General features: G+C 65.4%; 17 protein-coding genes and 1 tRNA gene. 4 read left to right on the forward strand and 14 right to left on the reverse strand.

From position 1 onward, the window contains the following. The first annotated feature begins 109 nt into the window (after positions 1–109). A tRNA-Met gene (locus IPV09_RS05815) sits at positions 110–186 on the forward strand. A 331-nt stretch (positions 187–517) separates the two neighbouring features. On the opposite strand, the gene IPV09_RS05820 is transcribed toward IPV09_RS05815, so the two are convergent. The 8 genes from IPV09_RS05820 to IPV09_RS05855 form a co-directional block, all read right to left on the reverse strand. Beyond that, on the reverse strand, positions 518–1,819 hold the full coding sequence (locus IPV09_RS05820) for a nucleotide sugar dehydrogenase (protein WP_207474294.1): 1,302 nt from the start codon (positions 1,817–1,819) through the stop codon (positions 518–520). Positions 1,820–1,999: 180 nt separating this feature from the next. Next, a complete protein-coding gene (locus tag IPV09_RS05825) occupies positions 2,000–2,182 on the reverse strand; it encodes a hypothetical protein (RefSeq protein WP_207474295.1) in 183 nt (60 codons plus the stop codon). 254 nt (positions 2,183–2,436) lie between these two features. Continuing rightward, complete coding sequence (gene brxL, locus IPV09_RS05830) at positions 2,437–4,494, reverse strand: protease Lon-related BREX system protein BrxL (protein ID WP_207474296.1); 2,058 nt, start codon at positions 4,492–4,494, stop codon at positions 2,437–2,439. After that, positions 4,491–6,824, reverse strand: coding sequence for a BREX-1 system phosphatase PglZ type B (gene pglZ / locus IPV09_RS05835; protein WP_207474297.1), 2,334 nt, complete (start codon positions 6,822–6,824; stop codon positions 4,491–4,493). Before pglZ ends, brxL begins: the two co-directional genes overlap by 4 nt. Further along, positions 6,821–10,024 (reverse strand): N-6 DNA methylase, encoded by a 3,204-nt coding sequence (locus IPV09_RS05840; protein WP_207474298.1) that lies wholly within the window; start codon positions 10,022–10,024, stop codon positions 6,821–6,823. The genes pglZ and IPV09_RS05840 overlap by 4 nt, the downstream gene beginning before the upstream one ends. 1 nt (position 10,025) lies before the next feature. Beyond that, a complete protein-coding gene (gene brxC, locus IPV09_RS05845) occupies positions 10,026–13,484 on the reverse strand; it encodes a BREX system P-loop protein BrxC (RefSeq protein ID WP_207474299.1) in 3,459 nt (1,152 codons plus the stop codon). After that, entirely contained in the window at positions 13,481–14,038 is a 558-nt protein-coding gene (locus tag IPV09_RS05850) for a BREX protein BrxB domain-containing protein (RefSeq protein ID WP_207474300.1), read from the reverse strand. The genes brxC and IPV09_RS05850 overlap by 4 nt, the downstream gene beginning before the upstream one ends. Beyond that, complete coding sequence (locus tag IPV09_RS05855) at positions 14,035–14,790, reverse strand: hypothetical protein (RefSeq protein ID WP_207474301.1); 756 nt, start codon at positions 14,788–14,790, stop codon at positions 14,035–14,037. Before IPV09_RS05855 ends, IPV09_RS05850 begins: the two co-directional genes overlap by 4 nt. A gap of 1,282 nt (positions 14,791–16,072) precedes the next feature. On the opposite strand from IPV09_RS05855, the gene IPV09_RS14615 reads away from it, so the two are divergent. Both IPV09_RS14615 and IPV09_RS05865 read left to right on the forward strand, forming a co-directional pair. Continuing rightward, on the forward strand, positions 16,073–16,279 hold the full coding sequence (locus IPV09_RS14615) for a transposase (RefSeq protein ID WP_370590239.1): 207 nt from the start codon (positions 16,073–16,075) through the stop codon (positions 16,277–16,279). 137 nt (positions 16,280–16,416) lie between these two features. After that, positions 16,417–18,948: a DUF4268 domain-containing protein gene (locus IPV09_RS05865; RefSeq protein WP_207474303.1), complete on the forward strand. Its 2,532-nt coding sequence runs from the start codon at positions 16,417–16,419 to the stop codon at positions 18,946–18,948. Positions 18,949–19,018: 70 nt separating this feature from the next. On the opposite strand, the gene IPV09_RS05870 is transcribed toward IPV09_RS05865, so the two are convergent. Then, positions 19,019–19,723, reverse strand: a complete 705-nt coding sequence (locus IPV09_RS05870) for an NRDE family protein (RefSeq protein ID WP_207474304.1) — start codon at positions 19,721–19,723, stop codon at positions 19,019–19,021. A 47-nt stretch (positions 19,724–19,770) separates the two neighbouring features. Between IPV09_RS05870 and coaBC the strand changes: the two genes are divergently transcribed. After that, positions 19,771–20,976: a bifunctional phosphopantothenoylcysteine decarboxylase/phosphopantothenate--cysteine ligase CoaBC gene (gene coaBC / locus IPV09_RS05875; protein ID WP_207474305.1), complete on the forward strand. Its 1,206-nt coding sequence runs from the start codon at positions 19,771–19,773 to the stop codon at positions 20,974–20,976. Positions 20,977–21,011: 35 nt separating this feature from the next. Here the strand turns inward: coaBC and IPV09_RS05880 are convergent, their stop codons facing one another. From IPV09_RS05880 to IPV09_RS05900, 5 genes are all read right to left on the reverse strand, one after another. Beyond that, complete coding sequence (locus tag IPV09_RS05880; RefSeq protein ID WP_207474306.1) at positions 21,012–21,674, reverse strand: dihydrofolate reductase family protein; 663 nt, start codon at positions 21,672–21,674, stop codon at positions 21,012–21,014. Between the two features lie 111 nt (positions 21,675–21,785). Next, positions 21,786–22,616, reverse strand: a complete 831-nt coding sequence (locus IPV09_RS05885; RefSeq protein WP_207474307.1) for a glycosyltransferase family 2 protein — start codon at positions 22,614–22,616, stop codon at positions 21,786–21,788. Beyond that, entirely contained in the window at positions 22,606–23,631 is a 1,026-nt protein-coding gene (locus tag IPV09_RS14620) for a glycosyltransferase (protein ID WP_207474308.1), read from the reverse strand. Before IPV09_RS14620 ends, IPV09_RS05885 begins: the two co-directional genes overlap by 11 nt. After that, positions 23,628–24,692, reverse strand: coding sequence for a glycosyltransferase (locus IPV09_RS05895; protein ID WP_207474309.1), 1,065 nt, complete (start codon positions 24,690–24,692; stop codon positions 23,628–23,630). The genes IPV09_RS14620 and IPV09_RS05895 overlap by 4 nt, the downstream gene beginning before the upstream one ends. Next, on the reverse strand, positions 24,689–25,747 hold the full coding sequence (locus tag IPV09_RS05900) for a glycosyltransferase family 1 protein (protein WP_207474310.1): 1,059 nt from the start codon (positions 25,745–25,747) through the stop codon (positions 24,689–24,691). Before IPV09_RS05900 ends, IPV09_RS05895 begins: the two co-directional genes overlap by 4 nt. Positions 25,748–25,779: the final 32 nt, after the last annotated feature.

The raw sequence follows: 25,779 nt of genomic DNA on the forward strand, positions 1-25,779 counted from the left end.
GCAGGACATCGTGGCGTGGGTGGCAGGACGTCCGGTGGCACCGGTGGCGAGCGGATCTCCACCGCCGATTTGGCCTCCTGCGACGTGGCGTGTAATGTTCATCAGGCAACGCGGGGTGGAGCAGCTCGGTAGCTCGCTGGGCTCATAACCCAGAGGTCACAGGTTCAAATCCTGTCCCCGCTACCAACGAGAAGGCCCTGACCAGGGGAAATCCTGGTCAGGGCCTTTCTGCTTCTCCGGTCTGGAGGGGCCCCGCGCTCCCGAACTGACACGTCGAGCCCAGCTCATCGAGCTGCTCCGGCCAGGCCCGCAGCAATCGCCGAACACCCTTTGAGCGAAGCGGAATCTGAGCGCAGACGTCGACAGCACATGCTTGGCTATCAGGTCGTGGACTCGTGAGAGATCCGGTCCCAGACGGCACGGGATGGACGCTGAGCGGCGGCGACCCCTGTCGGATCCCTAGGAGAGCGAGCCACCGCGCGACGGCCCAGCGCACGGTCTTTGAAGCTGTGCCGAATCACCCGGTTATTTCACACTGCGGACACTCCGGCCTTCGGCCCCATTGATGTACACGCGAGCTATCTGCACTCGCCATCACCGAAACGCTGTCCGCGCTGTCAAATACGAGCCGACGGGGATCCTCGCGCAGCCAAGCCCCCCAATCGACCTCTTGCACCTCAGGGTGTTCCACCACGATGACGGCAATGTCGGCCGCAGCGAGTGTCGCGTCCAATGACGCATTGACCGAACAACCCGCTAGATCAAGACCCTCAAGCGCTACGTAGGGGTCCCAGATGATGAGCGCTGCCTCCGCGCGCAGGGCTGGAACGAGGTCCAGCGCCAGCGATCGTCCGATATCGCCGACGGCCGATTCGAACCCCATGCCCAGGACGGCCACGCGCAGCGTGGCTTCCTCACCACGTACGTGGGACTGAATGTGACCCACGTACCAATCGTGCTGGGCCTTTGAGCGCTGTCGCGTCACCTCCAAGAGGACCTCAACTGCTTGCCCCGCGGATGCAGCGTGGAGCGCGTCAAGATCCTTGGGCAGGCAGGAATCAATCAGGCCGACTCGCGGGCGCAAGAGCTCTGATGAGAGTCGCCCATCCCCAGCAACGGCGGCCAGGACCTGGGCACCATCCAAGCCGGCCTCACGACAACTGAGGGCTACATCCGAGGCAAACACCTTGTTCACGGCGAGGCAGGCGTTTGAGTAGTGCTTGACCGCTGCCGCCTCTCGAAGCCCCACCCAATGAATGGGCGCGCCCTCGGAGCGCCAGGGCGCCAAGAGTTCCTGCATCAGGGTTCGTGCGCCCTCGCCGAGAACTCCCACCACGATTCTGTCCGGATTCAGGGCATCGTCGAGTGCTCGACCCTGGTTGAGGAACTCGGGCCATATGACAGCTGCGTCATCGAAGGACGCTCCGTACCGGTCACTCAGATCATCGATGGCCCTGGGCGTGAGAGTCGACCGGAAAGCAACTACTTCGTGGGAATTCTGGTTCCAGTGGCTTGCCAAGGCGGAATGGATGGCGCCCAGATGCACCTGACCGTCGGCTTGCGTGGGGGCGGGAACCGCGATGACCAACCCATTCGAACGCGTCTTCGCTTCGAGCGGCGGGAAATTCAGGCCCTTCCCCAGCGCTGTGGTGAGCCCGGCGAGCAGAGTCGGCTCCGAAAACGGAAGACGCCCCTCGGCCAGTAGCGCCACGCGCGCAGGGTCCGCGTCGTAGCCGTGCACTTCATGTCCCGCCAACGTCAGGCTGATCGCGGTACTGAGGCCAACAAAGCCCAGTCCGACCACATCGACTGATACCACCTGGGCCCCCCTTCATGGCCAACCAGCATCCGCGTGGCTGCTAGTGGTGGAGATTCTCTCTTGGCGTCTCTTCGCGTGAGCAGGAAATGAGGCCTTGGCCCCTCAGTACTGTGCTGCACCTGGGCGTGGCGCGGTTGGCCGCAGCTTACAGACCGCTTGGGGCTGTGACAGGGAGAACAACTACATTCCTGGGGCGTTCCACCGCCCGGGCTGCTGGAGCTCCGCCATCCGCACCTCGACCTCGCCCTCCCCCACCGAGGCGACGCCGACCAGCAACGACAACGTCGGATAACCGTGAACGCGGTTGTCACGGATGATCGCCCGGTCATCCAGCGGACCGACCTCGGTCGACGTGGCCAACACTGACAGCCAGTCGTCCCACCAGCGCCCGTCCGCCCCCGCATCGTTCGACGCAGCAGCGAACTCCCCGTCGAGGTCTTCCAGATGGGCAACGTGAGAACTCCCATCTTCGGAGGACCTCGACCCCTTCAACCGGCCGCCGCGCCGCACCCCAAGACAGCGCCACCTACACCCTCAATTGTGATGAGCCCCTAATGAGCGCCGGCCATCAGATCGCCCCTTCATTCGGACGCAGGGATGCTCGACGATCTGTCTTCTCATTCGTCGAGTGCTTTCACGAGAGCGTCCTGGGCGTCGCTGTAGAAGATGAATGACACCTTCGTGGCGACCTCGTCGCTGACGTCGAGGAGTTGACGGCGGGCGGACACCGGTAGCAGCAGCGCCGTCGCGCCCTTCTCCATAGCGTGCTCCGCGAGTTGCGCGGCGTTCAAGACGGTCTCGACACCCCCGCCGAGCGACAGGTTCCCGACCGCAATGAGGCCACCGCGGATCGACCTCTGGAGCATCGCTGAGGCCAGTGCGAGGAGGATCGGCAGCCCGAGCCCAGCACCGGTCTTGGCCGCGTCGAGCGCGCGGACCTGGGCGGTGAGGTTGTGTTCGCGCGGGTCGCGGTCGCCTACGAGTTGTCTCGCCTGGGCGATGAGGTTCTGCTCTGCGACCTTGAAGCTTTCCCGGAGCGTGGCGGGTGCGGCCTGGTTGAGTAGACCGCGTGCGCCCGAGCCGGGCGTGTCCGCCGCCTCGATTCGGTAGAGTCCCGGGCCGACGTCGCCGCCGCCCTCGGAGATCGCCCACACCTGACCGGGGGGCAGCGGATCGAGGCCGATCGAGTCGGGGCTCGCGAGTTCGGGGGTCGAGACAAACTGCTCGACTCCCTCGCCGAGGCGGTAGCCGAACTGGGTATTACGGAACTCTGCTGCGCCGATGCGACGCTGCTGTTCCTTGACGCGACGACGGCACTCCAGGGCGATGCGCACCGCCCATTCGAGGTCGTCGTCGGAGATCGCGGCTTCGGCGTCGGGATACAGGAGCTTGAGTAGACCATCTACCGTCTTGTTGACGGCCGACAGGTCTCGGCCCGACAATGCATCGGAGTAGTTGACCCGCCCCTGGATCGAGGTAAGGCGCGACTGGTCACGAAGACGCGACCAGCATTCGGAAAGGAAGTCACTCACGAGTCCGAAGTGGTGAGTGAAGTAGGTCGGGTTGAGCTTCGGAACATCCCAACCGGGCAGGTATGCGTGGATGCGGTCCATGAACGCCGTGTCGTCGCGCATCTCCGGGGGCAGCGGAGAGAGCAGGTGGCCGATCCGCTGCTGGTGGGCGACATCCACGTCGAAGTTCCCGACCAACATGATCGAACCGTCAGCACGGATGGACTCACGGCCGCGGGAGAACTCGCCCGACTCCATGTAGCCCTTCATGATGTTGACGCCGTCCTTTTGGTCGAAGGAGACGCCGGAGACTTCGTCGAAGCAGACGACGTCGTACTGCGCGACGAGGCCGCGTTGTCCAGTGGCGTTGTTGACGAACATCCGGGCAACGGTGGCCTTACCGCCGGAAATCAAATGCGCGTAGGGCGAGACCTGTTGGAATAGGTGGGACTTGCCGGTGCCACGAGGCCCTAGTTCGACCATGTTGAAGTTTCGCTGCACGAACGGGACCATGCGCAGCAACAGCACGTCTTGTTCGCGCTCAGTAAGTTGCGCAGGTTCGAAGCCCACTGACCGAAGCAGCAAGTGCTTCCACTGCTCTGTAGTGAACCGTGAACGGCCTTCGGCCAGACGCGAGAGCGAATCACGGGTTGAGAGCTGGATGGGGCGAAGCGACCCGATAGCGAAGGGCTTGCCGTTGTTCTCATCAGCGATCGCGGCGTCGTAGAACAGATCAACCTCGGCGTAGAAGCCACCGGTCAGCATGCGCTCGTTCTCGCGGACAACGGCATCGTCGATGCGCACGTCTCGGAGTCCAAGGCTCGGCAGCTCGGCAACATAAGCGTTCGACTTCGCATCGAGACGTGCCTTGACGAGATCAATGAGCTTGACGGTCATGCGCTCACGCGCCCGCGACTTGAAGAGCTCCTCTTCACCTGCCCGCACTGTGCGGTCTGCGAGCAGCCGTCGTACGACCTGGAGCCCTTCTTCGATCTCCTCCGGGTCGGTCGTGGCGCAGTAGCGTCCGATGAGGAACTCTCCGACGTAGGTCGGGACGGGATACGCGCCCTTGAACTGCTGGGCGAGGTCCTTGCGAACGACGTACCCCTCGAAGGCCGACGCTGCGGTCGTGTCGATCTCGTCAAGCGTGATTGCCTCGGTCATTCGACGCCTCCTACCGTGGTTTGTGCTTGCGCTAGAACTCCACCGCTCGGGTCGAGTAGTACGACCCATGCGTTCGCCCCAGCAGGAGCCTGTTCCTCATCGACGAGCACCTTGACCTCACCCGGCTCGGTCGGCGACTTCGGACCACCGACGGAGCTCGATGCGTCGGCGGGGCGAAGCCGAACTTCGGCGACCACTTCGGCTTCTGCGGGACGGTAGTCGATGCGGCATCGCTGTCCGGTCCATCGAACAGCTTCAATCTGGACGGGCGCAGCGGCCGAATGACCGCGCGTCACGGTGACGACGGGAATCACGCACTCCTGGAGACTCAAACCGCCGTGCTCGTACAGGCAGCCCGCCTCAAATGCAGCAGCTCCCGGTGCGCTGACCATGTCGACAGATGAGTCCCAGGTCCAGGGCAGGATCGGAAAGTCCGCGCGCGCGGCAGCGGCCTTCAACCGCGCCACACGCGGCTTGCGGGCAGTATCACCTTCCGTCACCTGTATCGGGAGGTTGACCTTCTGCGCTGCTTGGCCAGGCAGGAGGAACCCGTGATCGGTGACCACGACAGCCTTCCGCCACCCTGCGTCGAGCAGTGCACGAACACGCTCGGCGATGAGGTCGAGGTGGTGGTCGACGAGGTCCGCCATCTGGTGACCGTGCGAGTGGCCCAGCGAGTCGATCATGTTCGTCTGCGTCCACGCCGCTCCGGCCGGGTTGCCGACCTGAGCGGTGTCCCAGTCGAGGAACTGTACATCCGCGCCAGCGAGAGCCGACCGCAGCACTGCACCCTTCACAGATCGCCCCTGACCGTCGGCGGCGTCGAAAGCGGCGCCGCCAGCCATGCTGATCTTGATCGGTGCCACCGCCGGCTGGCCGGTTGGCGTGACGCTGGGGAAAGCCGCCTGGCGCGGCTCCACAACTACGGCGAGACCTGACAGTCGGCGAGCAACACGGGTGGCCAGGTCGTAGCGCAGCGCATCGACATAGACCACGCACGTTCCGGCGGTTACGTCGAGGCCCGTCTGGCCGCGGTAGGTTCCAACTGCGGCCTTCTGGAATGCTCGTGCCGACTGATCGACCCACGGGTCATAGATCGCGCTGAGAGCGTGGGAGACAGCGGACCTATCCTGTGCGGTCCTGGCCGTCGCGATCGTCCGCAGTGCGAGGTCGTCAATCACGTGGCCCTCGTCGCTGTACCAGGCAACTTGACTCTGGAGGTCCGTCGCTGTCGAAGCGCTCCCGACACGGTCTGCCAGTTCCGCAAGGTGACCGGCGGCTCTCGCAAGCGGTGCCTGGCCGAGAGCAGCCCAGACGTTGTCTTCGCGCGACGCGTGCGCGGCAGCGAGCTCTTCAATGCGACCACGCGGGTCGGGATGAGTTCCCAATGCATCGAGCGCCGACCTAAGCGCGTCCTCCTGGTCGCGGTTCCACGAAGGCCACGAGTCAGGGTGTGGGTCGGTGTCTCCAAAGAGCGGCACCACAGAGGGCCGCGCCTGGTCTAGCAAGGCAGGAAGGTTCGGATAGCGGCTTGGGTTCTCCGCGAACCGTTGCCAGACAGCTCCCCACTCGCCCGTTCGGCCGCCGAGCTTACTGGCTGCGGTGAGCGCGCCGTCCTTCTCCGGGCCAAAGCCGTAAACGGACTTGCAGGAGGAGACAAGGGCCTGCCACTGCGCACCTTCGAGCGAAGCCCTCACGTCGTCCGGCTCGTTCATCCATTCGAGGAGGGTGCGAACCGTGTCATCGAGCACGAGGTGGTGCAGGCGAGACGAATCGAGGCGCCCCATACGCTTGAGATCGTCGACGTCCTCGAAGATGAACTTGTCCAGCACCTGAGCGAGGGCCGCCTTCGTCGCACTGTCGCTCGCGATGTCGAGCCCCGCACCCTGCTTCGACGCAAGGAAAGAGTGAGGCGTCCAGGGCGTCTGACCGTGGGCAGAGGGCCACCAGTTCGAGCGGATCGCAACCTCGGCCAGCGGCGCGAGCGAGTCGTCCAGCGCCGCTGCCTCTGCCACGGAGCCTCGACTGATGCCAGGCAGGTAGATCACCCACGGATTGCGCTCGTCTCGTTCGGCGAGATGGGCTGGGAGCTCCACTGAATCGGGCGAGGCCAGAACGGCCCGAAGCCAAAGTGCCGGACCTTGTGCGGCTGCGGGAGCGTACTCACCGAGCACGAGAATGGGCACTGCCTCCTGGAGACTACGAATTACCGGCTCCCACGTGCACCCAGGGTCGGCCCACAGAACAGCCGCTGGGGCCGAGTTCGCCCCCGCATTGAAGGCAGCGGCGTCGCGGAGAGCCTTGGCGACAACGGCACGGACGAGTGTCATTCGGAATCGCCCGCCTCGCGACGGGCGGCGCGCCGCTCCTCAAGCGTTGGGTGAAGGTCGTTGTGCCGTTCCGACCCATCAGGATTCGTCCCGCGGTCTTTTCGCCAATGCACGTTCACCTTTGACCGGAGCACGTCGGCGGTCACGAACGGCCTGATGTTCAAACGAACACCGTCATCAATGTCAGGCTCCCACCCAATCGGCTGCTCAGCCATCTCCTTCCACCGGACGTACACATCGTAGGGCGGCTCGCCGCCAAGAATCAGTTGGAGTCTGCGCTGAAGTTCTTCGGCAGCAGCCAGTCGCGCATCGGCACCAGGACGCTCTGCGCGGGCCTCGTGCTTCTGTCGGTCGATCCATGCGCCGAGGGCGGTAAATGTGAGTTTCTCAAGGGTTCGCCGATCAAGGCGGTGGTAGTTGAGGATTGCCGAGAACCCGTCCTTCCGACCATCCCAGATATGCCACAGGAACGGTCGGTTGTCGAAGACCTTCACATGCTGGGCGAAAAACGAGTCGCGGAGCCAGTCCTCCAGCCGCCCGTTCTTGCCGCCGGCCTCGACGACAAGCCTTCTCTCGGTAGCACTAGACCACTCCGCGCCATATGCAACTGCGAGTAGCTCCCGGAGTCGAGTCGTAAGATCCGACTCTCCCGGAAGCGCCTGCAAAGACGCAATGCCGTCATGGTCAATGAACTGATCTAGTCCATCAGGCTCTTGAGCAGGCCAGTGATAACCCAGGAGGCGGGCGATTCCGACTTGAAGAGGATACGACGAGCCAAGAATGACCCCGTCAAAAAGCCATTCGGATGGTTCACGCGAGAATGGCTCCGGAAGGAACGCCACCGCGTCCCCTGCTGGCTGCCAGCGCTCTGGATCGAACACAACTTTCCCGAGCGTTGCGTTCGTCACCTTGATCGAGTCATCGAGTTCGCGGACGTCCTCCGCAAAGTTCGGGCTCGAGCAATATGCCCAAATAGCTTCCAGTGAGGATTCGTCCCTCGGAACCAGAACCGCAACGTTCTGGTCTGTCATGGCACCGGTCGACAGGGTGGCACGAAGCTCACTCATTAGGTGCACGACGACACCAGGTCGGCCCCAGAGGTGTTGGCTGCGTATTTCTACGCCCGGGCGAACCTCGGGCTCAGTCATATCTCGAAACCGCAGCACGTCGGAGCATCCTGAGTACAGACCTGGAACAGTCGGAGTTGACTGCAGACGCGCAAGATCGTCGGATAAGGCGGGATACTCCCAGTGTGCGCGGCGGTAGCGAGGATCGTCCCCCGTGGTGTTTCCCTTGATGGGCTGGCAGTTGCCCTCCAGCAGCATTCCCGAAGTCAATCGAGACAGAGTAATTCGACTGTCTGGATTGGAGAGTTGTTCCGATTGACGTGGCCGTAATAGGTGGCCACTCGCAAGAGCTTCAGCTTTCGCTTCAACGCCAGTCGTACGGTGCGCCAACATGCCCATGATGGCATGGCTAGACTCGGCCCGCTCGCCACTAGCGATGGATAAACAGACTTTGACAACCTCGCCGGTAATCTGTCGGAATGCGCCACCACCCAGGCGAACAATCGCGTCGATTCGCCGCTCTTTCAGAAGCTTTGTTCTGAATTTCTTGAAGGAAGTAAGCATGAGCCAGTTCTGAGGCGACACCGTCGCAACCGTTCCTGTTGCGCCCACGAATGACAGGCTTCGCTCGATGAAAGCGGTCGCGATATCGGCGCGCGCATCGGAGTGGTAACGGTCCAAATAGGCTTGCAGCTCGGCGTCCATTGAAGCCCGCTTCAGGTAAGGCGGATTCGTGGCTACGAGCGTGTAGCGACGCGAAAGAAGCTCGGCCGAATTCACGATGTCTTGGGCCGCATTTCCGAGGACTGTCTGGTCAACCTTCTCCCCTCGAAAGGCGAGCGCGACAGCCCCTTGAACCGCGTCCCACGCGACCCCAACGCTTCCATCAGAACCGAATAGGGCATCCTCCGAGTCGACTTCACGAGGCTGAATTAGCGACCCAAGAACATCCGCCTGCCCGAACAGGCCGTGCAGTCGCGAAAGCACCTTCCGCAGTTCACCGTCTTCTCCAGCGATCGCTTCCCAGTCGTTTCGGGACGCTCGAACGGGGACGCCGGTGCAGGCGATTCGCGGCGTGGGCAAGTTGCGGAATCCACCCTGCTTCCAGGCTTCGAGCGCGACGTTGAAGGTGGCGATCTGAGTACAGCGCGAGTCGAGTTCGAGACCGTGGAGATTGTCGCGGAGGACGGCATCTTGCGCCTCCGCCGGTGTGAGGCCCTCCTCTTCGGCACGCATGCGCCAGAGCATCCCAAACATTGCGACGAGAAAGTGACCGGAGCCACAGCACGGGTCCATCATCGTCACATCGGCGGCGCGGTCGGGCCATTCGTTGAACGAGCCCGCCACAGGGGCGCCGTCTTCGGTACGGCGGAAGTACTCCCAGCCTGCGGTGAGCGAAGAGTCGGGATGACGTGCGGCCCACCATGCTCCGAGCGAGTTCTCCAACAGGAATCGAACCATATAGTTCTCGGTGAACAGCTGCGTGACGGGCGAGAGGTCGGCCCCGCCGATTTTGACGCCAGACTCGTTGACGCGCTTCTTCTCGGCCGTCTGCCAAAACTGATACACCCATCCGAGCGCATCCTCCGTCGTGAAGACCTCGGAAGGAATGTCGAGGAGGAGACGCTCCAGCGCGTCTCGGTGTTCGGCTGCGAACCGGACTTGTACCGCGGGGTCGGTGAGGCGGAACACGCCCGGCAGGATCTCCGACGCGAACCGCGCGGCAACGGCCCAGGCGTCCGGCTCGCCAAGGTCAGACGCGAGATCGCCACAGTCTTCCAATGACAACGGGATATCGCGGTAATCCGGATGCCGGAGCAGGCCATTGACTTCCAGGAAGCGCGCGAACAGCAAGCAATGCCACTGCTCGTAGGCGACATCGTGCACAAGGTTGGTAAGCGCTGCACCCGCTCGTGCATTGTCATCGCCGAGCTGCCGTGCCTTGTCGCGGAGCGCAAGCCGGAGTCTGTTCTGCTCGTCACTCAAGTAGCCCGGACGGCTCGGCTCTGCGACCGCGAGAGCGCGCAGGGCATCGTCGGCAGCGCGTTGTGCAGCGGCGCGGGCGCGCTGCGTTTGGGCGTCCAGAAAGCGTCGTTGGTCGGAGTTGAGGACTTTCGTCGTTTCCGTCGTCATGTCAGCCCTTCACCATCACAGTGTCGCTACCGCTGTTCAGGGCGTCGAGAAGCTGCGTCCGAAGGGCCTCGATATAGCGCTCAACCTCGTCGGCACTGCTCAGGTTCGCCGTCGCGACCCTCACCGTGGTCATCTTCGCCGCAGGTGTTGTGAGCTGAATAGCCGCTTCCAGCACCCGCGAGGCCCGCTGCGGGATGGCGTCGAGTTCAGCGGTCCATCCCTGGAGCGGTCGAGCCTGCGCCGCCTTCAGCACGGCTGCCGCATCTGCAAGGTTGGGGGCCGCCTCGGTGCCGAGATGATGTTCCATGAGGAGAGCCTCGCGCTTCGCATCGTCGAGAGCCGTCCATGCTGGCTGCTGTTCGAGGCCTGCTACAGCCGTTGCGCGGGCGTCGCGCAGCGCAACGGCTGCTTCGTGGATGGCATCGCGGAGGGCCTCCGCGAGTTCCTTGACGATCGGGGCGACTGGATCGGCGTCGGCGAGGAGATCGCGGCTCGCGGCCAGCGCGTCGAGCCGTCCACGGGCCGCCGACGCGGGCTCCAGCCCCGTGGTCGCGGATGCAAGCGAATGCGCCAGTTCGAGCGAAGGCGTGCGGCTCTTGAATCTGCGTTCCAGGTCTCCGAGTTGGTCGTTGAAGCTCGTGAGGTCACTCTTCGCTGCCAGCAGGGCGTGCACGCGGTCGTTGCCAGACGCACTCACGATCACCTGGATGTTGCCTGGCACGGTGATGTCAGGGAGCGGAGCAGGCCCACTCACGCCCCTCGCGCGGTCGACGAGCGACTTGACGGCCTGTTCGACAGCCGACACGAGTCGGTCGTTGTCGGTCGGGAAGCCGAGGTTGCTCAGCACTTGGCGTGCCTGGATTTTCTCGGCGGGCTTGAGCACAGTGACCTCGCGGCGGAGTTGCACGTTGCCGAGGCGGGTCTGCTTGAGTACATCTGCCGTGGTCGCGTCACTACCGTTGAGCGTCGCGCGGATCACGCCGGTGTCGAGGAGCACGCCGAGCGAGGCCATGAGCGCGTCGCGCGGCCAGCCGAGCGGCTTCGATGTCACGGCCTTCTCGACGTCACTCGCGGACGTGCCTGCCGGGCCGACGTGGCTGAGAATTTCTTTGACAACGGGATGCTGCTCAGGGTCGGCATCGAACTGGAGGGCCTTCAGCGCATCGGCTGCCGACCCGTTCTTCACTCGATCCCTAACCACCGACCACCGGGTGTCGTCAGCTTCGGAGAACCGTGGGAACAGGCGGGTCGCGGCGGACTGTGCGCCGGCCTCGATGTGTTCGCGCAGTGAGAGCCCGTTCGGAGCTGTACCGCCCCCGAGGAGCACGTTCGCCTTGGAGATCACGTCACGGACATGGGCATTCGCCTGGTCCGTCGCGCGGTTGAGGCGGGTTTGCATCGCGCTTCGTGCCTGCTTGCCCTCGTCGTCCTGCGGGATTCCCTGCTGGTCGATCACGCGCTGCGCAGCGATCCTGTTGCGGACCGCTGCCGCGAACGCCGGAGCCTGGACACGAGGAAGGTGGATGAGGACGATCGGCGACTCGATGCCGAGGCTGCGCGCGGCCTCGTCGAACTGCTTCGCCGTGATTCCCTCGTCCCACTCCGAGCGGAGCCAGACCGGGATCGCATCGGAGGCCGGCGGGAGCGAGGCGTCGGCGTGCAGCGCAAGCTTGCGCGATTCCTTGGCGTGACCCTGCTGGATCGTCGCGGGCAGAGCCCGGTTGACCTCCGCTAGCAACAGCGAGTCGCGCTCCGTGCTCACCTCGCTGTCGGTCACCTGCGCGTGGTGCCTGCGCAGTGCCTCGTCCCACTCACGACCGGCCTTCGTCTGAAGACGGAACTCTTCGCCGTCCTGCTGGAGTATGCCCTCTTCGGCGAGTTCTTGGAGCGCTGCGGGGACTTGCTGCCGGAGCCGGTCGCCGTCGTGGGCGAGGTCCTCGACGAGCAGATCCACGAGATGGTCTGCCGAGGTGCGGACACCGATGTCGCCGTGACCCGATGTCGGGAGCAGACCGATGAGGTGGATGAGCCCGAGAATGCGGCCGCGCAGAGTGTCCTTCTGCCCCTGCTCGTGGATGAGTGTCTGCGTCTCCTTGAGGAGCAAACCCGCGCCGTTGAGGTCTTCGTTCTTTTGGGAGTAAAGGAAGTCCGATCCAACGACAGTGCCCACCGACTCGGGGGCGACTCTGCGGTTCGCCTCGTGCACGATGCGAAGCTGGGAGCGCAACTGACCAGCGCGGCCGGCATCGGCCTGGCGAAGCACACTCTCCCAGAACCGACGGCGTACCGGGAGCAGCGGGTAGTCCTCAGCGAGGTCCTTGTCATCCACCGCGGTGTGCTGAATCTTGCTGCCGATGAGTTGGCGGGAAATCTGCCCGGCGACCGAAGAGAGCGTACTGTCAAGCCCGGGCTTCTTGGCGGGCTCCTTGCTCAGCAGCACGCGGCGGACGACGGCATCGACGTCCTGGTTCTTGAGTACGACCTTGACGGTGAAGCGGTCCTGGATCTTCTGGAGCGTGGAATCGGCCGTCAGCTCCTGCTGGCCGGTGGCGACGAGTAGCACCCGACCGTTGAGTTCGCGCGACACCGACTCGACGAGGTTCTGCACCTCCATCGCCCGGCCGCCGTCGCCGCTGATGTACTGCTGCACCTCGTCGAGGACGATCAGCGACGGCGGGAGCTGGCCATCACCTACGTACTCAAGGATCTTCTTGAGCAGCGCGATCGTCTCGTCGGTGGAGAACGAGCGGGTGTCCGGTGGGAACTGGTTGCGGAGCGCAGCGCGCACGTCCTTGGCCGATGCCGCAAACTCCGGATCGGAGGCGAGAATGGCATTCGCCAACAGTGTGCTGAGGTTGTACTCGGCGAGTTCCTCGTTGAGGTCGCCTCCATTGGCCGTGACATGCTCACGGACCGTGTCGAGGTGCCCGTTGCCTGCGAGCCATAGCGCCACTTGGGCGGGCGCAACGCGGGTGGGCAGTCCAGCCGCGCCGAGGACGATCGAGAGGAATACTGAGTTGAGCGTGTCGCCGCTGCGATCAAGTGCACCTGCCGCTGCCCACGGTGCGGCACTATCCCGACGGCCGAGCGTTGTCAGTTCCGTCAACTGGTCCTGGATGCCCTGCGGAATATTGGTCAGTCCCCGGGCGGTCGCACCGTTCGGGAACTTCGTGTCGGCCCACAGGTGCTGAAGCACGCGAACAAGGTGAGACTTGCCGCTGCCGTAGAAGCCTGAGACCCACACCGCGGGCTGCGTCGTCCGGTTCCGATGACCAGTGTACGAGTCGAGGATGCGCTGCAGACCGTGCTCGTACTCGCCCTCGCACACGAAGCTCTGCAGCTCGTACTTGAGGACGTCCCACTGGTTGGAGTCCTCGGGACGGTCGACATTGGTCACGCCGTCGTTCGGAATCTCAAAGCTCAGCGGATGCCGGATGAACAGGTCGTTGTTGATCGTCACGCGAGGTCCTTCTGCGGGTCGATGACGCGGGCGCGGTAATTGAATCCGTCGCGCGCGTCGAGTAAGCGGAATGAATGAGTCTCCGGGTCGTGAAGCCCGGGGAAAAGCACGAGGAGGCGGCCAGTCACGGCTGAATCGACGGACTTGATCACGCTCGACGCTCGCAGGAACGGGAAGATTGAGCCGATACCGACGAGCGTCACGACTGCGTTCGCGGGAGCCGCTTCGAGGGCTTCGCGAATGCGGGTGACCAGCGTCGTCTCGAACTGGTCGAGAATCGATTGCGTCAAGTCGCTAGGCTCCTCGTAGAACGCCTCAGCGTGACGGTGCGACGACAGCCAGCGTCCGAAGTCATCAGTGACGTCGATGACCACCCAGCCGCGGCTCGCTTGGGCAGTCGCCAACTCCATGCTCGGGAGCGCGTGGCGGATCTGGCGTTCAAGGTCCGGTGGGTAGACGAGCATCCACACCCGCTCCCCACCTGAGACGGTGTCCTTCCAGGTCAGGGATAACTCGGCCTTATAGGCGTTAATGAGATCGGAGACGCGGCTCATGCGCCACCCCCGAAGGCTGGGAACGCTACGTCCACGACATTGCCCGCCACGAGCAGGTCGAGGAGTCCTTGGGTGTGCGCAGCGCGCAATGCCTCCAAGGAGCGGCCGGGTGCGAGCCCGAGGATCTGCGTCCACGGGTTGTCAAGGACACCAAGGCCCCGGCCGCCAGCGAGGTGTCCTAGGTACGCCGCATATGCGATAGCCACCGGACGTGCTTCCACATCGGTACGAACCTTCTTCGCGCGCCCTGCCAGATGGCCGGTCTGGGTCCAGCAGGCGCCCGTGTTGCGACCGGTCTTGCCGAGCGTCGACTCGGACATCTCGCTGCCGAATTGTGCGGCCACGGCAGTGGTTAGGTCTGCCGATGTCACGCTTGAACCCGCAGGCAGTGCGGCAATCGCGGCGAATGAAGCACGGAGCACCTCGTCGCGGGTGAAGGCCAGTTGTCCCGCCAAGAGCGGGCGTGACGAGGGGTCGATTTCCCAGAAGTACCGCAGCGCCGCGAACTCCGGGCGCTGCGGGTCGAGAAAGTAGAGTTCGCGCAGGTGACGGAACGAGCGCTGCCTACCGGCCTGGGTTGGTCGGCCCAGAATATTGCCGTCGACTACCGCCTCGCGGTACTGCTCGGCGGGCGCATCAGCCGGCACCTCGCGCAAAAGCTCCACCAGGTGGGGAATGCCGATCGTGTGGCTGGCGGTCGTCCGCAACGTTCCGAGGGTGAAATCGCTCTCAACAGCTTGGGGGCTCGTCATTTCTCGGTTGGCCTCCTCCCGACACGCACATCTGTCCACCTCGTCCACATCGCTGCACTTCGACTCTGCTCCGCCATGGACTCCGTCGAGAAACAAGTTCACCTGAGGCACGGTGGCCTGATCGTATCTCGCCCCTCTGGTGCCGATGCAAGTGCCACGCTGATTGCCTGGGTGGTGGGCCGCTCCTCGTGCTCACCCAGGGACACGAACCCGACCAGTCGGGCAACATCTCCGCCTTCTGGTTGTGGTCGCAACGACCGTCCTGGCCGTTGCCTCTCGTAGGCGAAGGGTCAGTCGTCGATGATATTTTTTGTGATGTATCCGGACTGGACTGTTGTAGGTCCTCGTGTATACGCCTCACGGGCGCACAGTTCGAGCGCGTGCTCGAATACTCAGAGTTGTCGGTGCCGTGATCTGCGACGACGAGTTTGCCGGCCTGTTGGCGCTGGAGAAGCCCATCCGGGAAATTCTGCGCGAGATCAAGATCAACCACGACCAGACGTGAACTCTTCGCCGCGCTGCTTGTCGTGTTCCCGACCCGCTATGGAACAGGGATGAGTCACGACGCTGTCACAGCACGCCTCACGCTCCACATGGTCAGCGCGACCGCAGCCTGCCCGATCCTCACCGGAAAGAGAGTCATTGCCCACGTCCTGGGGCACACCGCAGTCATGCGGCTGCTCAACGCCAGGATCGACAACACCGTCATCCCGCTCTTGGGCAAGACCACTCAGGCCTACCTCCACGCCATATCAAGACCAAGGAAGACGCCCTCGCACGGACACCACCCACCGGCGCCCATGCCGGGCGCTACACCGTCACTGACGACACCCTCCGGGCCAGGCCTTCCTCGACGGCCCTGATCATGCCGACATCCCAGCTGCCTCATCCCACCCCACAACCGCCTCGAACTGCCCACATCGGCATAACCAGGACGTCGTCACAGCAGGGTTATGCCGGGCTCGGCATCATCCGTTCCAACGTCGGGGCCCTGGTCGCGGACAAGGCCACCCGCTGAGAGCAACGCGTCCAGCAGGAACGCTGGGCCACCGCGGCCGCTCCGATGACCCGATCTTCCGCGTCGCCCGCACGCGCGCCAGCCTCACCGACAACCAGCAGCACCGCTTGGCGAAGGTCCTGGCCGATGAGCGCCATGTCGCCTTCGAGGTCACCTGGAGCGTCTACCAGGACGTCATCGACGCCTACCAAGCCACCGAACCGGCCGAGGGGAGACGATCATGACAAGGCTGATCACCAGCCTCCGGAGCGGGTCCCGGCAGGCCTGGAGGAGCTGCGCTCGCTCGGGCAGACCCTGAAGAGGCGCCGCGAGGACACCCTTGCGTTCTTCGACCCTCCCGGCAGCTCGAACGGGCCCACCGAAGCCATCCACGGATTGCTTGAACACCTGCGAGGCACCGCCGAAGGGTTCCGCAATACCGTCAACTACATCGCCAGACGCCTACTCGACGCGGGCGGTTCCGACCCCTGATCCATCGCCTTCTGTGATGAGCCACTTGAACAGGGTAGATGGGCCCATGTGGGTACGCGGATCATGACCAAGAGCGGAGTGCCCACGACTGCTCGCCATGTAGGCTCGATCCAATACGGTATTAGAGGGAGGCATTTGTGGTTCGAGCGGAGAACGGGACCCTCGCAGGTGTTCTGGAGGGCAAGAAGCAGTACCAGGTTCCGCTCTACCAACGCGTGTACTCGTGGGGCAAGAAGCAGCTCGGTCAGCTCTGGTCAGACATTGTCGAGCTCGAGCGCACCCTTGCCGAGGACCCGAAGGCCTCGCACTTCATCGGCTCCCTCGTTCTGGCAAGCAGCCCTGACTTCGGGGCCATCGGTGTCAACAAGTTCCTTGTCGTCGACGGTCAACAGCGCCTGACCACCCTCACACTCCTGCTAGCGGCGCTCCGGGATCACTTGATCGAGACCGGGGAAGCCGAACGGGCGAACGGCATCGACGCTCAATATTTGATCAATGTCTTTGACAACGGAAAGCCGCTCAAGGTCATGCCGACTCAGACAGATCGACCTGCCTACAAGGCGGTGCTCAACCGCACGCCCCAGGCTGGTGGGGAAGACGCTGTTGGAGATGCGTATCGGTTCTTCCGGTCGAAGATCGCCGCGAGCGACGATCCGGATGATCCGCATGACCTCGAGCTACTCGAGGCCGCCATCGTACGTGGTCTCGCGCTCGTTGTCGTCACAGCCGAGCCGTCCGACAACGCGCACCGCATCTTCGAGTCACTCAACAACACTGGTCTTCGTCTGACGCAGAGTGACTTGCTCAAGAACTACTTATTCATGCGTCTTGGAGACCGCGCAGAGGCAGTCTATGACACCGTCTGGCTTCCCTTGGAGAAGAAGCTCGACGCTGAAAACCTTGAGTTGCTATTTTGGCTCGACCTAGCTCAGCGCGATGACCGTGCGAAACAGTCGGATACCTACATCGGACAGCAGCATCGGCTTGAGAGGCTCACGACTATCGATGAGTTGGAGGCTGAGGTGATTCGTATTGCCAAGCTGGGCGATGTGCTCGCGACGATTCTCAAGCCTGCGACGGAGCAAGACGTAGAGATAAGCCGCCGTCTCACCAGGATCAGGGCTTGGGGATCCACGACTGCGTATCCGGTGGTCATGCGGATCCTCGACAGGCGCGCAGCGGGCACTGCTACCGATGATGAAGTTGTGCGTGCTCTCACGTACCTCGAGTCGTACTTCGTTCGGCGCGTCGTGATCGGACGCGCCACCGCAAATCTCAATCGCACACTCCTCCAGGCAGTTGGATCGATCAGTGATGCGGATCATATTGACGTCGCACTGCGCGAATACCTCTCCCGCGGCCGCAAGTACTTCGCGACCGACGAACAGGTTCGCGAGGCCGCTCAGACGGTTGCCTTCTACTGGCAGGGGCGTGGAACGCAAAAGAAGCTCATACTCCAATGGCTCGAAGAAGCCTACCGAGCGAAGGAGATCGTCCACCTCGACCCCAAGCACCTGACAATCGAACACGTCCTGCCCCAAACGATGACCGACTCCGTGCGTGAGACGTTCGCGGAGGGTTTCGGCGCCGACGCCGACATCGCCTACGAACATGAGCGTGTCGTGCACACCCTCGGCAACCTCACCCTTAGCGGTTACAACAGCGAACTCAGCAACAAGCCATTCGTCGAGAAGCGTGAGCTGCTGGCCAAGAGTGGCGTGTCGATGAACCAGGCGATCGCTGCCCACGCCACGTGGGGAGTCTACGAAATCAACACCCGCAGCACTGAACTGGCAGAAAAAGTCATCGAACTGTGGCCAGGTCCGGACGAAAGCGTCATCGCTGTTGGCGACGAACCCTCTGCGCTCCGCAGCCAAGTCGCCGCGATCGTCGCCGAGATCCCGGCAGGGCGCTGGACTTCGTACGGCGAGGTCGCAATCGTGGCCGGCACCTGGGCCCAACCGTTGGCCGCAATTATCGCGAATTTCCCGATGACCAACGCGTGGAGAGTCCTACAGATCGGCGGGACGATCTCGGCTGGTTTCCGGTGGAGCGAGCCCGGCCGCACCGATGACCCGCGAGTGGTCCTCGAGGGTGAGGGACTCGTGTTCGATGCACAAGGTCACGCTAATCCTGAACAGTACATCCGAGCGGAAGAACTTGCGGAAGCCGCTGGTCTTGACCTCGATCCGGAGGCGATAGGTGCGCGCCGCAGCAAGACCACGCCTAGACTCAGGCCCGCAAGGCGCATGTCTGTGAAGGATGCCCAGCTTGAATTCTTCGAGCGGGTACGGGGCTATGGCAAAGTGCATGCGACCAACATCACTACTTGGCGCAAGCCCTTCCCTCAACACTGGTATGACGTGAGCCTCGGAGACTCTCGTGGGCAGATCTCCCTACAGGTAAATTCCCAGAAGAAGCTTGTCACCGCTCTCTTCTGGATTCACAACGACAAGGACCTTTACGGGAAGTTGCTCGCCCAGCGTGACGTCATAGAAGCAGAGCTTGGCTTCGTCCTCCAGTGGGATGATAAACCTGACCGCAAGGCGTCCAAGCTCGTCGTCTCTCGTTCCGGCGATTTCCTAGAAGCGGGCCAATCGCAAGAACTTGTCCACTGGCTCGTGACTATGGGCGACACATTTGCACGAGTCTTGCCCAAGTATCTGTGACGACTCGCGCGGACTGTCGCGGTATTCATCGGATTCCGTGTGTCGATGACAACTGACACTCCATGTGAACCTACACACCCAGCGCGTTCCAACGCCCGGGCTCCTCGAGCTCCGCCATCCGCACCTCGACTTCGCCCTCCCCCACCGACGCCACACCGACCAACAGCGACAACGTCGGATAACCATGGACCCGGTTGTCACGGATGATCGCCCGGTCATCCAGCGGACCGACCTCCGTCGACCTGGCCAACACCGACAGCCAGTCGTCCCACCAGCGCCCGTCCGCATCCACATCAGTCGACGCAGCAGTGAACTCCCCCAGCCAGGCGGCAATCCGAGCGGTCGTCGGGTCGTCCACGTCGTCGTGGGCGACCATGTGCGTCCCGGGCGCCAACTCCACGACCCGAGGCACGCCACCATCCCACGAGGTGACCCGGGCACCCTCGGCGGTGACCTGCACCAGGTTGAACCCCAGCGTCGTCAGCGGATCGGGCAGCCGACGTCCCGCCACGGTGTCCAGCACCAGCGACCCGCGTGAGGTGAAGACCGGCCCGTTCGTCCCCCCGCCACGGTTCAGCAGCACCGCCAGCGTCGAGTCGTCCGCCGCCATCCACGCCCCGCCGGCGAGTTCGTCCATGACCCCGTGCACCGCGGGCAGGTCCGGCCACCACGCACCCCAGGGACGCCACCGCCGCTGCGGGTCCTCGTCGCGGACGGCCAACATCCGGACCGGCCCGGTGCCCGGCTCGGGCACGCGAATCACGACGGTGCACATGGACAGGCAGGTTACCGGTCCGAGCCGGCGGTGCGAGAATCTGACCCATGGTCATCGTCGTTGGTGTCACGGGCGGTATCGCCGCCTACAAGGCCGTCCACCTGGTCCGGCTGTTCATCGGAGACGGCCACGAGGTGCACGTCGTCCCGACCGAGGACGCGCTGCGCTTCGTGGGGCGGCCCACGTGGGAGGCGATCTCGCGGAACCCGGTCACCACGTCGGTGCACGACGACGTCCCGCAGGTCCGCCACGTTGCGCTGGGCCAGCGGGCCGACCTGGTGGTGGTGGCCCCGGCCACGGCGAACACCATCGCCGCCATGGCCGCCGGACTGGCCGGCGACCTGCTCGGGACGACGCTGCTGGCCACCACCGCCCCCATCCTGATCGCGCCGGCCATGCACACCGAGATGTGGAACCACCATGCCACCCGCGCGAACATGGCGACCCTGCGATCCCGCGGCGTCCACGTCATCGGCCCCGACGACGGGCCGCTCACTGGTGGCGACTCCGGTCCCGGACGGATGAGCGAGCCAGAGGCCATCCACGAAGCCGCGCTCGCCATCATCAACGCCCGCCATGACCTGGCCGGACTCACCATTGCCGTGTCCGCGGGCGGCACCCGCGAGCCCATCGACCCCGTCCGTTACCTGGGCAACCGCTCCAGCGGCCGCCAGGGCGTGGCGCTCGCGGTCGCGGCCGCCGAGCGGGGCGCCAGGGTGCTGCTGGCCGCCGCCACCATCGACGGCGACATCCTGCGCGACGCCCAACGACCCGGCATCCACATCGCCACCGTGGGTTCAGCGGCGGACCTGTCGATCGTCATGCGCCAGGCGGCCGAGCAGGCGGACGTCATCATCATGGCCGCCGCCGTCGCCGACTACCGGGTGGCCGAGATGTCCCAGGACAAGCTGACCAAGGAGGACGGCACGCCGCCCACCCTCACCCTGGTCGAGAACGAGGACATCGTCGCCGGTCTGGCCGTGCGTCGGCGCCCCGGCCAGACCATCGTCGCCTTCGCCGCCGAGACCGCCACCGGCGACGAACTGCTCGAGCGTGGACGACGCAAGCGACGCCGCAAGGGTGTCGATCTGCTGGCCGTGAACGAGGTTGGCTGGGACAAGGGTTTCGAGACCCCCGACAACCGGCTCACCATCCTCGACGCCACCGACGAGGTCGTGGCGCAGAGCGCCGGGACGAAGCGGCAGGTCGCCGATGCGCTGCTGGACGCCGTCCTGGACGCGCGTCGACACTGAGCACCTCGCGCCGATCGTCGCCGGGCGCAAGGTCCTCAGCCCGCCCCCGCGACCCGCGTGAAGGTGACGTGAATCGTGCCGCTCTCGGCCACCTCGCTCGTGACGGTGTGGGTGAGGTCCAGGCCGCGCAGGTCGTCCCACAGCCGGATGCCCCCACCCAGCAGGATCGGGGCGATACCCACGTGCAGACGGTCGACCAGACCGGCGCGCAGGAAGTCCCGGGCGGTGCCGGCGCCGCCGCCGATCCGCACGTCCAGCCCGCCGGCGGCCTCGGCGGCCTCGGCGAGCACGTCTCGCAGCGGCGCGTCGCGGAAATGGAAGGTCGTCCCGCCCTGCATGGCGATCGACGCCCGCGGAGCCGTGTGGGTCAGGACGTAGACCGGGGCGCCGAACGGCGGCTCATCACCCCACCAGCCCTTCCAGTCCGGGTCGTCGGGGTAGGAGTGCAGGCCGAACATGCCGGCCCCCATGATCTCGGCGCCGACGCCCTCGAAGTAGGCCGCCGCGTAGGTGTCGTCGACGCCGGTGGTGCCGGCGCCGCTGGTGTCGCCCAGGACGCGCTGGCGGAAGGTGCGGGTGGCGGCATAGGCCGCGGTCAGGCGCCCCCAGTCCTTGCCCATCGGGTTGTCGGGGCTCGGGTCGGGCGCCGAGGCGTAACCGTCAAGGGAGGTGTTCAGGTCAATGCGAACGCGCGTCATGTCCGGTTCCTTCGGAGGGGTCGGGCCATGGGTGATCTGCGCTGAGTTCGCCACACTGCGTCCTCATCGGCCCGGGATTCCCCTCAACTGTGGGTCACGGACGCGGCGGCGTCAACGGGTCAGCGCCCACCCGTGGTCGGTCAACTCGACCAGACCCATCTCCTGGAACTTCTCCAGCCAGCCACCCATCGGGTACCAGCCCCACCGGGCATGGAACAGGTTGGCGTTGGTGACGATGTCGGCCACGTGCTGGACCGGCGGACTGCTGGTGGGGTGCCACTGGTGGAAGACCCCGGCCCGCGCGGTCCACCACATGCCGCCCCCGGCGGCCGCCACCCGCTGACCGAAGTCAGTGTCCTCGCCCCCGTAGCCGACGTAGGAATCGTCGAAGCCCCCCACCGCATCCCAGTCGCCGAGGGTCATCGCGAGGTTCAGCGACCACATCATCGTCGGGTCGCCCGGGACGAGCGGCTCAGTGGGGACGATCCGCGCTGGATGGTCCCGGCCCAGGAGTTCCAGACGCTCGGGGGTGTAGTCGGCCTCGGTCATTCCTTCGGGCAGGTAGCGCACCCGTCCGGAGATGACCGCCGGCCCGCCATCGGGGACCTGGCTGAGCAACGACGTGTAGTCGCCCACCAGGCCCGGTTCGGGGATGCAGTCGACATCCAGCAGGGCCACGGCGGACGCGCCCAGTTGCGCTGCTCGGGCGACCCCGGCGTTGCGGGCACGTGCCAGCGGCAACTTCTCGCTGGCGTCCAGCCAGACCAGGTCGGTGTGCAGTCCGGGTTCCTCGGCCAGCACCGCGGCGATGGCGGGGTCCCCCATGCTGACGACCACATGGACCACCGGCGCCCGGGTGCCGGCGAGCAGCCCCAGCCGTTGGCGGCGCAGGTGCTGGTGGCGCCCGTGGGCGACGGTGACGACGGCAAGGTCACTGGTCATGGTCGGCCTTCCGGCTGAGTCGGTCCAGGGCGTCGGCGGCACGGGCGGCCCCGTCGCCGGGGTTCCAGCGGCCCCAGCCGGAGCCTCCGATGCCGACGGCCTGGTCCAACAACCCGGGCCACCGCTCGGGTGTCGGCCACTGCTCCACGGTGACCGCCAGCCCGGCGCGAGCCAGCGCGTCGGCGGTGTGGTGCTGTTCGTGGAAGGGACGCGATTGGGGCAGCACGATCGCCGGACGCCGTGCCGCGGCCACTTCGGCGACGGTGTTGTTGCCGCCATGGCACACGACCACGTCGCAGTCCAGCAACTCAGCCCACAGGTCCGGTGAGGGCTCGGTGGGCGAGCGCCACAGCCACTTCCATCCGGGGGTGGCGCGTCGCGCGGATGCGAGCGCGTCGTCCGGCAGGTCCCTGCCACCGCCGCCCCAGACGGCCAGGACCCGCCGCGGGCGGGTGCCGCCGGAATCCGCAGGGCCCGCCGTCGCCGGATCAAGGTGGTCGAACCGGGACAGGGCGCCGACGAAGGCCGTCTTGGACATCCACGCCGTCGGCCACCATGGCTCGGGGAACTCGGACGCCCAGGGCGCCAGCAGTGCGGTGGCGGCGTCGTAGGCCGCGGCGTGGGGACGGTCGTCGCGCAGCCCGCGCATGGCCACCACGACGGTGGGAACCCCGAACAGTCGGGCCAGCAGGGCCACCTCGACCGAGACGTCGACCACCATCAGGTCCAGCGAGGCCAGCCGTCGAGCGATCAGGGACATGCGCTCGCCCATGCCCTCGTGACCGAGCGGCGCCCAGTGCAGCACACCGCCCGCGGTCGCGTCCAGGGGGGCTGCCACGGCGCCGGGCGGCAGCGTGTCCAGGGGCAGGTCCACCCATTCCCCCGGCCATTGGTCGGGGCGGGTCAGGCTGCTGAAGCCCACCACCTCGTGGCCGCGCGAGGCCAACTGGGCGCAGATCTGGCGGGCGCGGGCCAGATGGCCCAGTCCGTGGTGGTGGACGTAGTAGCCGATCACGCCGACGCCAGCTCCTCGTAGAAGGCGATGTAGCGATCGACGACGGCGGCCAGGTCGAACCGGGTCTCGGCGTAGCGACGCACCTCGCGCCGGGGCAGGGCCTCGGCCCTCGACAGCGCCTCGGCGAGCGCGTCGACGGTCTGCTGCTCATCACCCGACGCCGACACCAGCACCCCGCCGGGTGGTGCCACGATCTCGACCAGTCCGCCGCGAGCCAGTGCCACCACCGGCGTGCCGCAGGCCATCGCTTCGGGAGCAACCAGCCCGAAGGGCTCCTCCCACATCGGGGTCACCAGGTTCACCGCGCTCGATCCGACCAGTGTCATCAGCTCCCCGGGGTGCAGGTGGCCCACGTAGGTGATCCTGTCGTCCAGCAGTGGACGGAGCACGTCCTCGAAGTAGGCCACGTCGGACAGCGGACCGGCTATCCGCAGCCTGCGGTTGGCCAGTCGTGCCGCCATCGCCGCCAGGTGGGGGGCCTTTTCGGGGACGACCCGGCCGACCCAGACCAGGTCGCTGCCGCCCTCGCCGTAGGTCCACTTCGTCAGGTCGACCCCGTTGTGGATGACCCGCGGCGTCACGATTCCCTCCCACTGCTTGGCGACCGCCGCGCTGACGGCCACCACGTGGGCGGCGTCACCGAGTTCGCGCAGCGGTGGTTCGATCCACGGGGTCGGTGGGGTGTGGAGGTTGGTCAGCACCGGAACGGGCAGCAGTTCGCTGAGGGCGATCGGCAGGTAGTGCAGGGAGTTGTTGTGGACGATGTCGATGTCGCCACGCCGGGCGATCTGCTGCATGCAGCCCAGGTAGGCGAAGGTGCCCTGGACGACCCTCTCGGCCGGCATCGAGACGTCGGCGCGGGCCAGGGTGCTCAGCTGCACCGGATCCACCCGCAGTTCCTCGACGCCGAGGCTCGGGTCGCTGCCCGGACCGGCGAAAACGGTCACGTCCAGTCCGCGGAGACGCAACCCGCGGGTCAGGTGCCAGACGAAGGACTCCAGTCCGCCTGCGAAGGGTTCGGCGATGGGGTGCCTGTCGTGGGCAATGATCGCGACCCTCATCCGGCACCCCCGGCGCGCACGGACTCATAGATCGCCTCGTGGGCTGCGGCCAGCACCTCCCGCTGGGTGCGGCGCCACCCGATGTCGGCCTGCCACGGCACCCGCGCGGCGACCTCGTCCAGGGCCACGGCCACGTCGCCCGCAACCGGGTGGCCGTCCTCGCGCAGGCGGTAGCCCAGCACGCCGGGCTCCTGGTCGTGGTAATAGCCGATCCGGGGCGCCAGCACGCGGGTGCCCAGGTCGAAGCACGCCTCCAGCCACCCCGAATGGGTGCCGAACCGGTAGGGCAGCACCGAGACGTCGAGGCCGCGGAAGTAGTCCCACAGGTCGTCGTCGCTGTAGTAGTCGTGCACGTGCACCTGCACGTGCGAGCTGCGGTCCAGCCCCTGGAGCAGTTCGACGACGTCCGCGGAATAGTTGCGCATGCCCGGGGTGACGACATCGGTGTGGGCGTCAATGACCAGGTCCATGTCGCGTTCACCAGTGAGTTCGGCCAGTACCGGCAGCATCGGCAGCGGATTCATGTTGGGACGCAGGCTCTTCAGATGGACGCCGACGCGAAGGCGCTCATTGCGGGGTCGCGGCACAGCCATGTCGGTGAACGGCACGATGTGGGGGTGCGGCAGGATGTGGGCGTAGCGTCCCCACCGTCGCCAGACCTCGTCCGCCGCCCCACGGGTGAGGGTGATCAGCGCGGACGCCTCCCTGACCAGGACGTCCAGGGCGGCCTGGTGCAGACCCGGGTCGGTGTGGTGCGGGTTCAGCAGGTCATGGACGGTGTACACCAGCGGCTTGTCGGCTTCCCGCAGTTCGCCGAAGACGCGCTCCAGGTCCTCGGGGCTCAGCGCGTCGAAGCCGAAGTGGACGTGCATGACGTCGAAGTCCTCGGCATTGTCGCGGATCCAGCCCGGCTGGAGCATCACCGGTGGCCACCACTGCTGCTCGCTGGACGCCTCTGGCGGTCGGGGATCGGCGAGTCGGGTGACTCCCCCGCCGTCGAGGCGCGCCAGGTGCCTGATGTAGGAATGCCCGGACGGAACAGACGCCACTCTCATGAGAACTCTCCCTCGCAGAACGCCGACTCACC

Source organism: Tessaracoccus sp. SD287 (assembly GCF_017355265.1).
Lineage (GTDB): Bacteria > Actinomycetota > Actinomycetes > Propionibacteriales > Propionibacteriaceae > Aestuariimicrobium.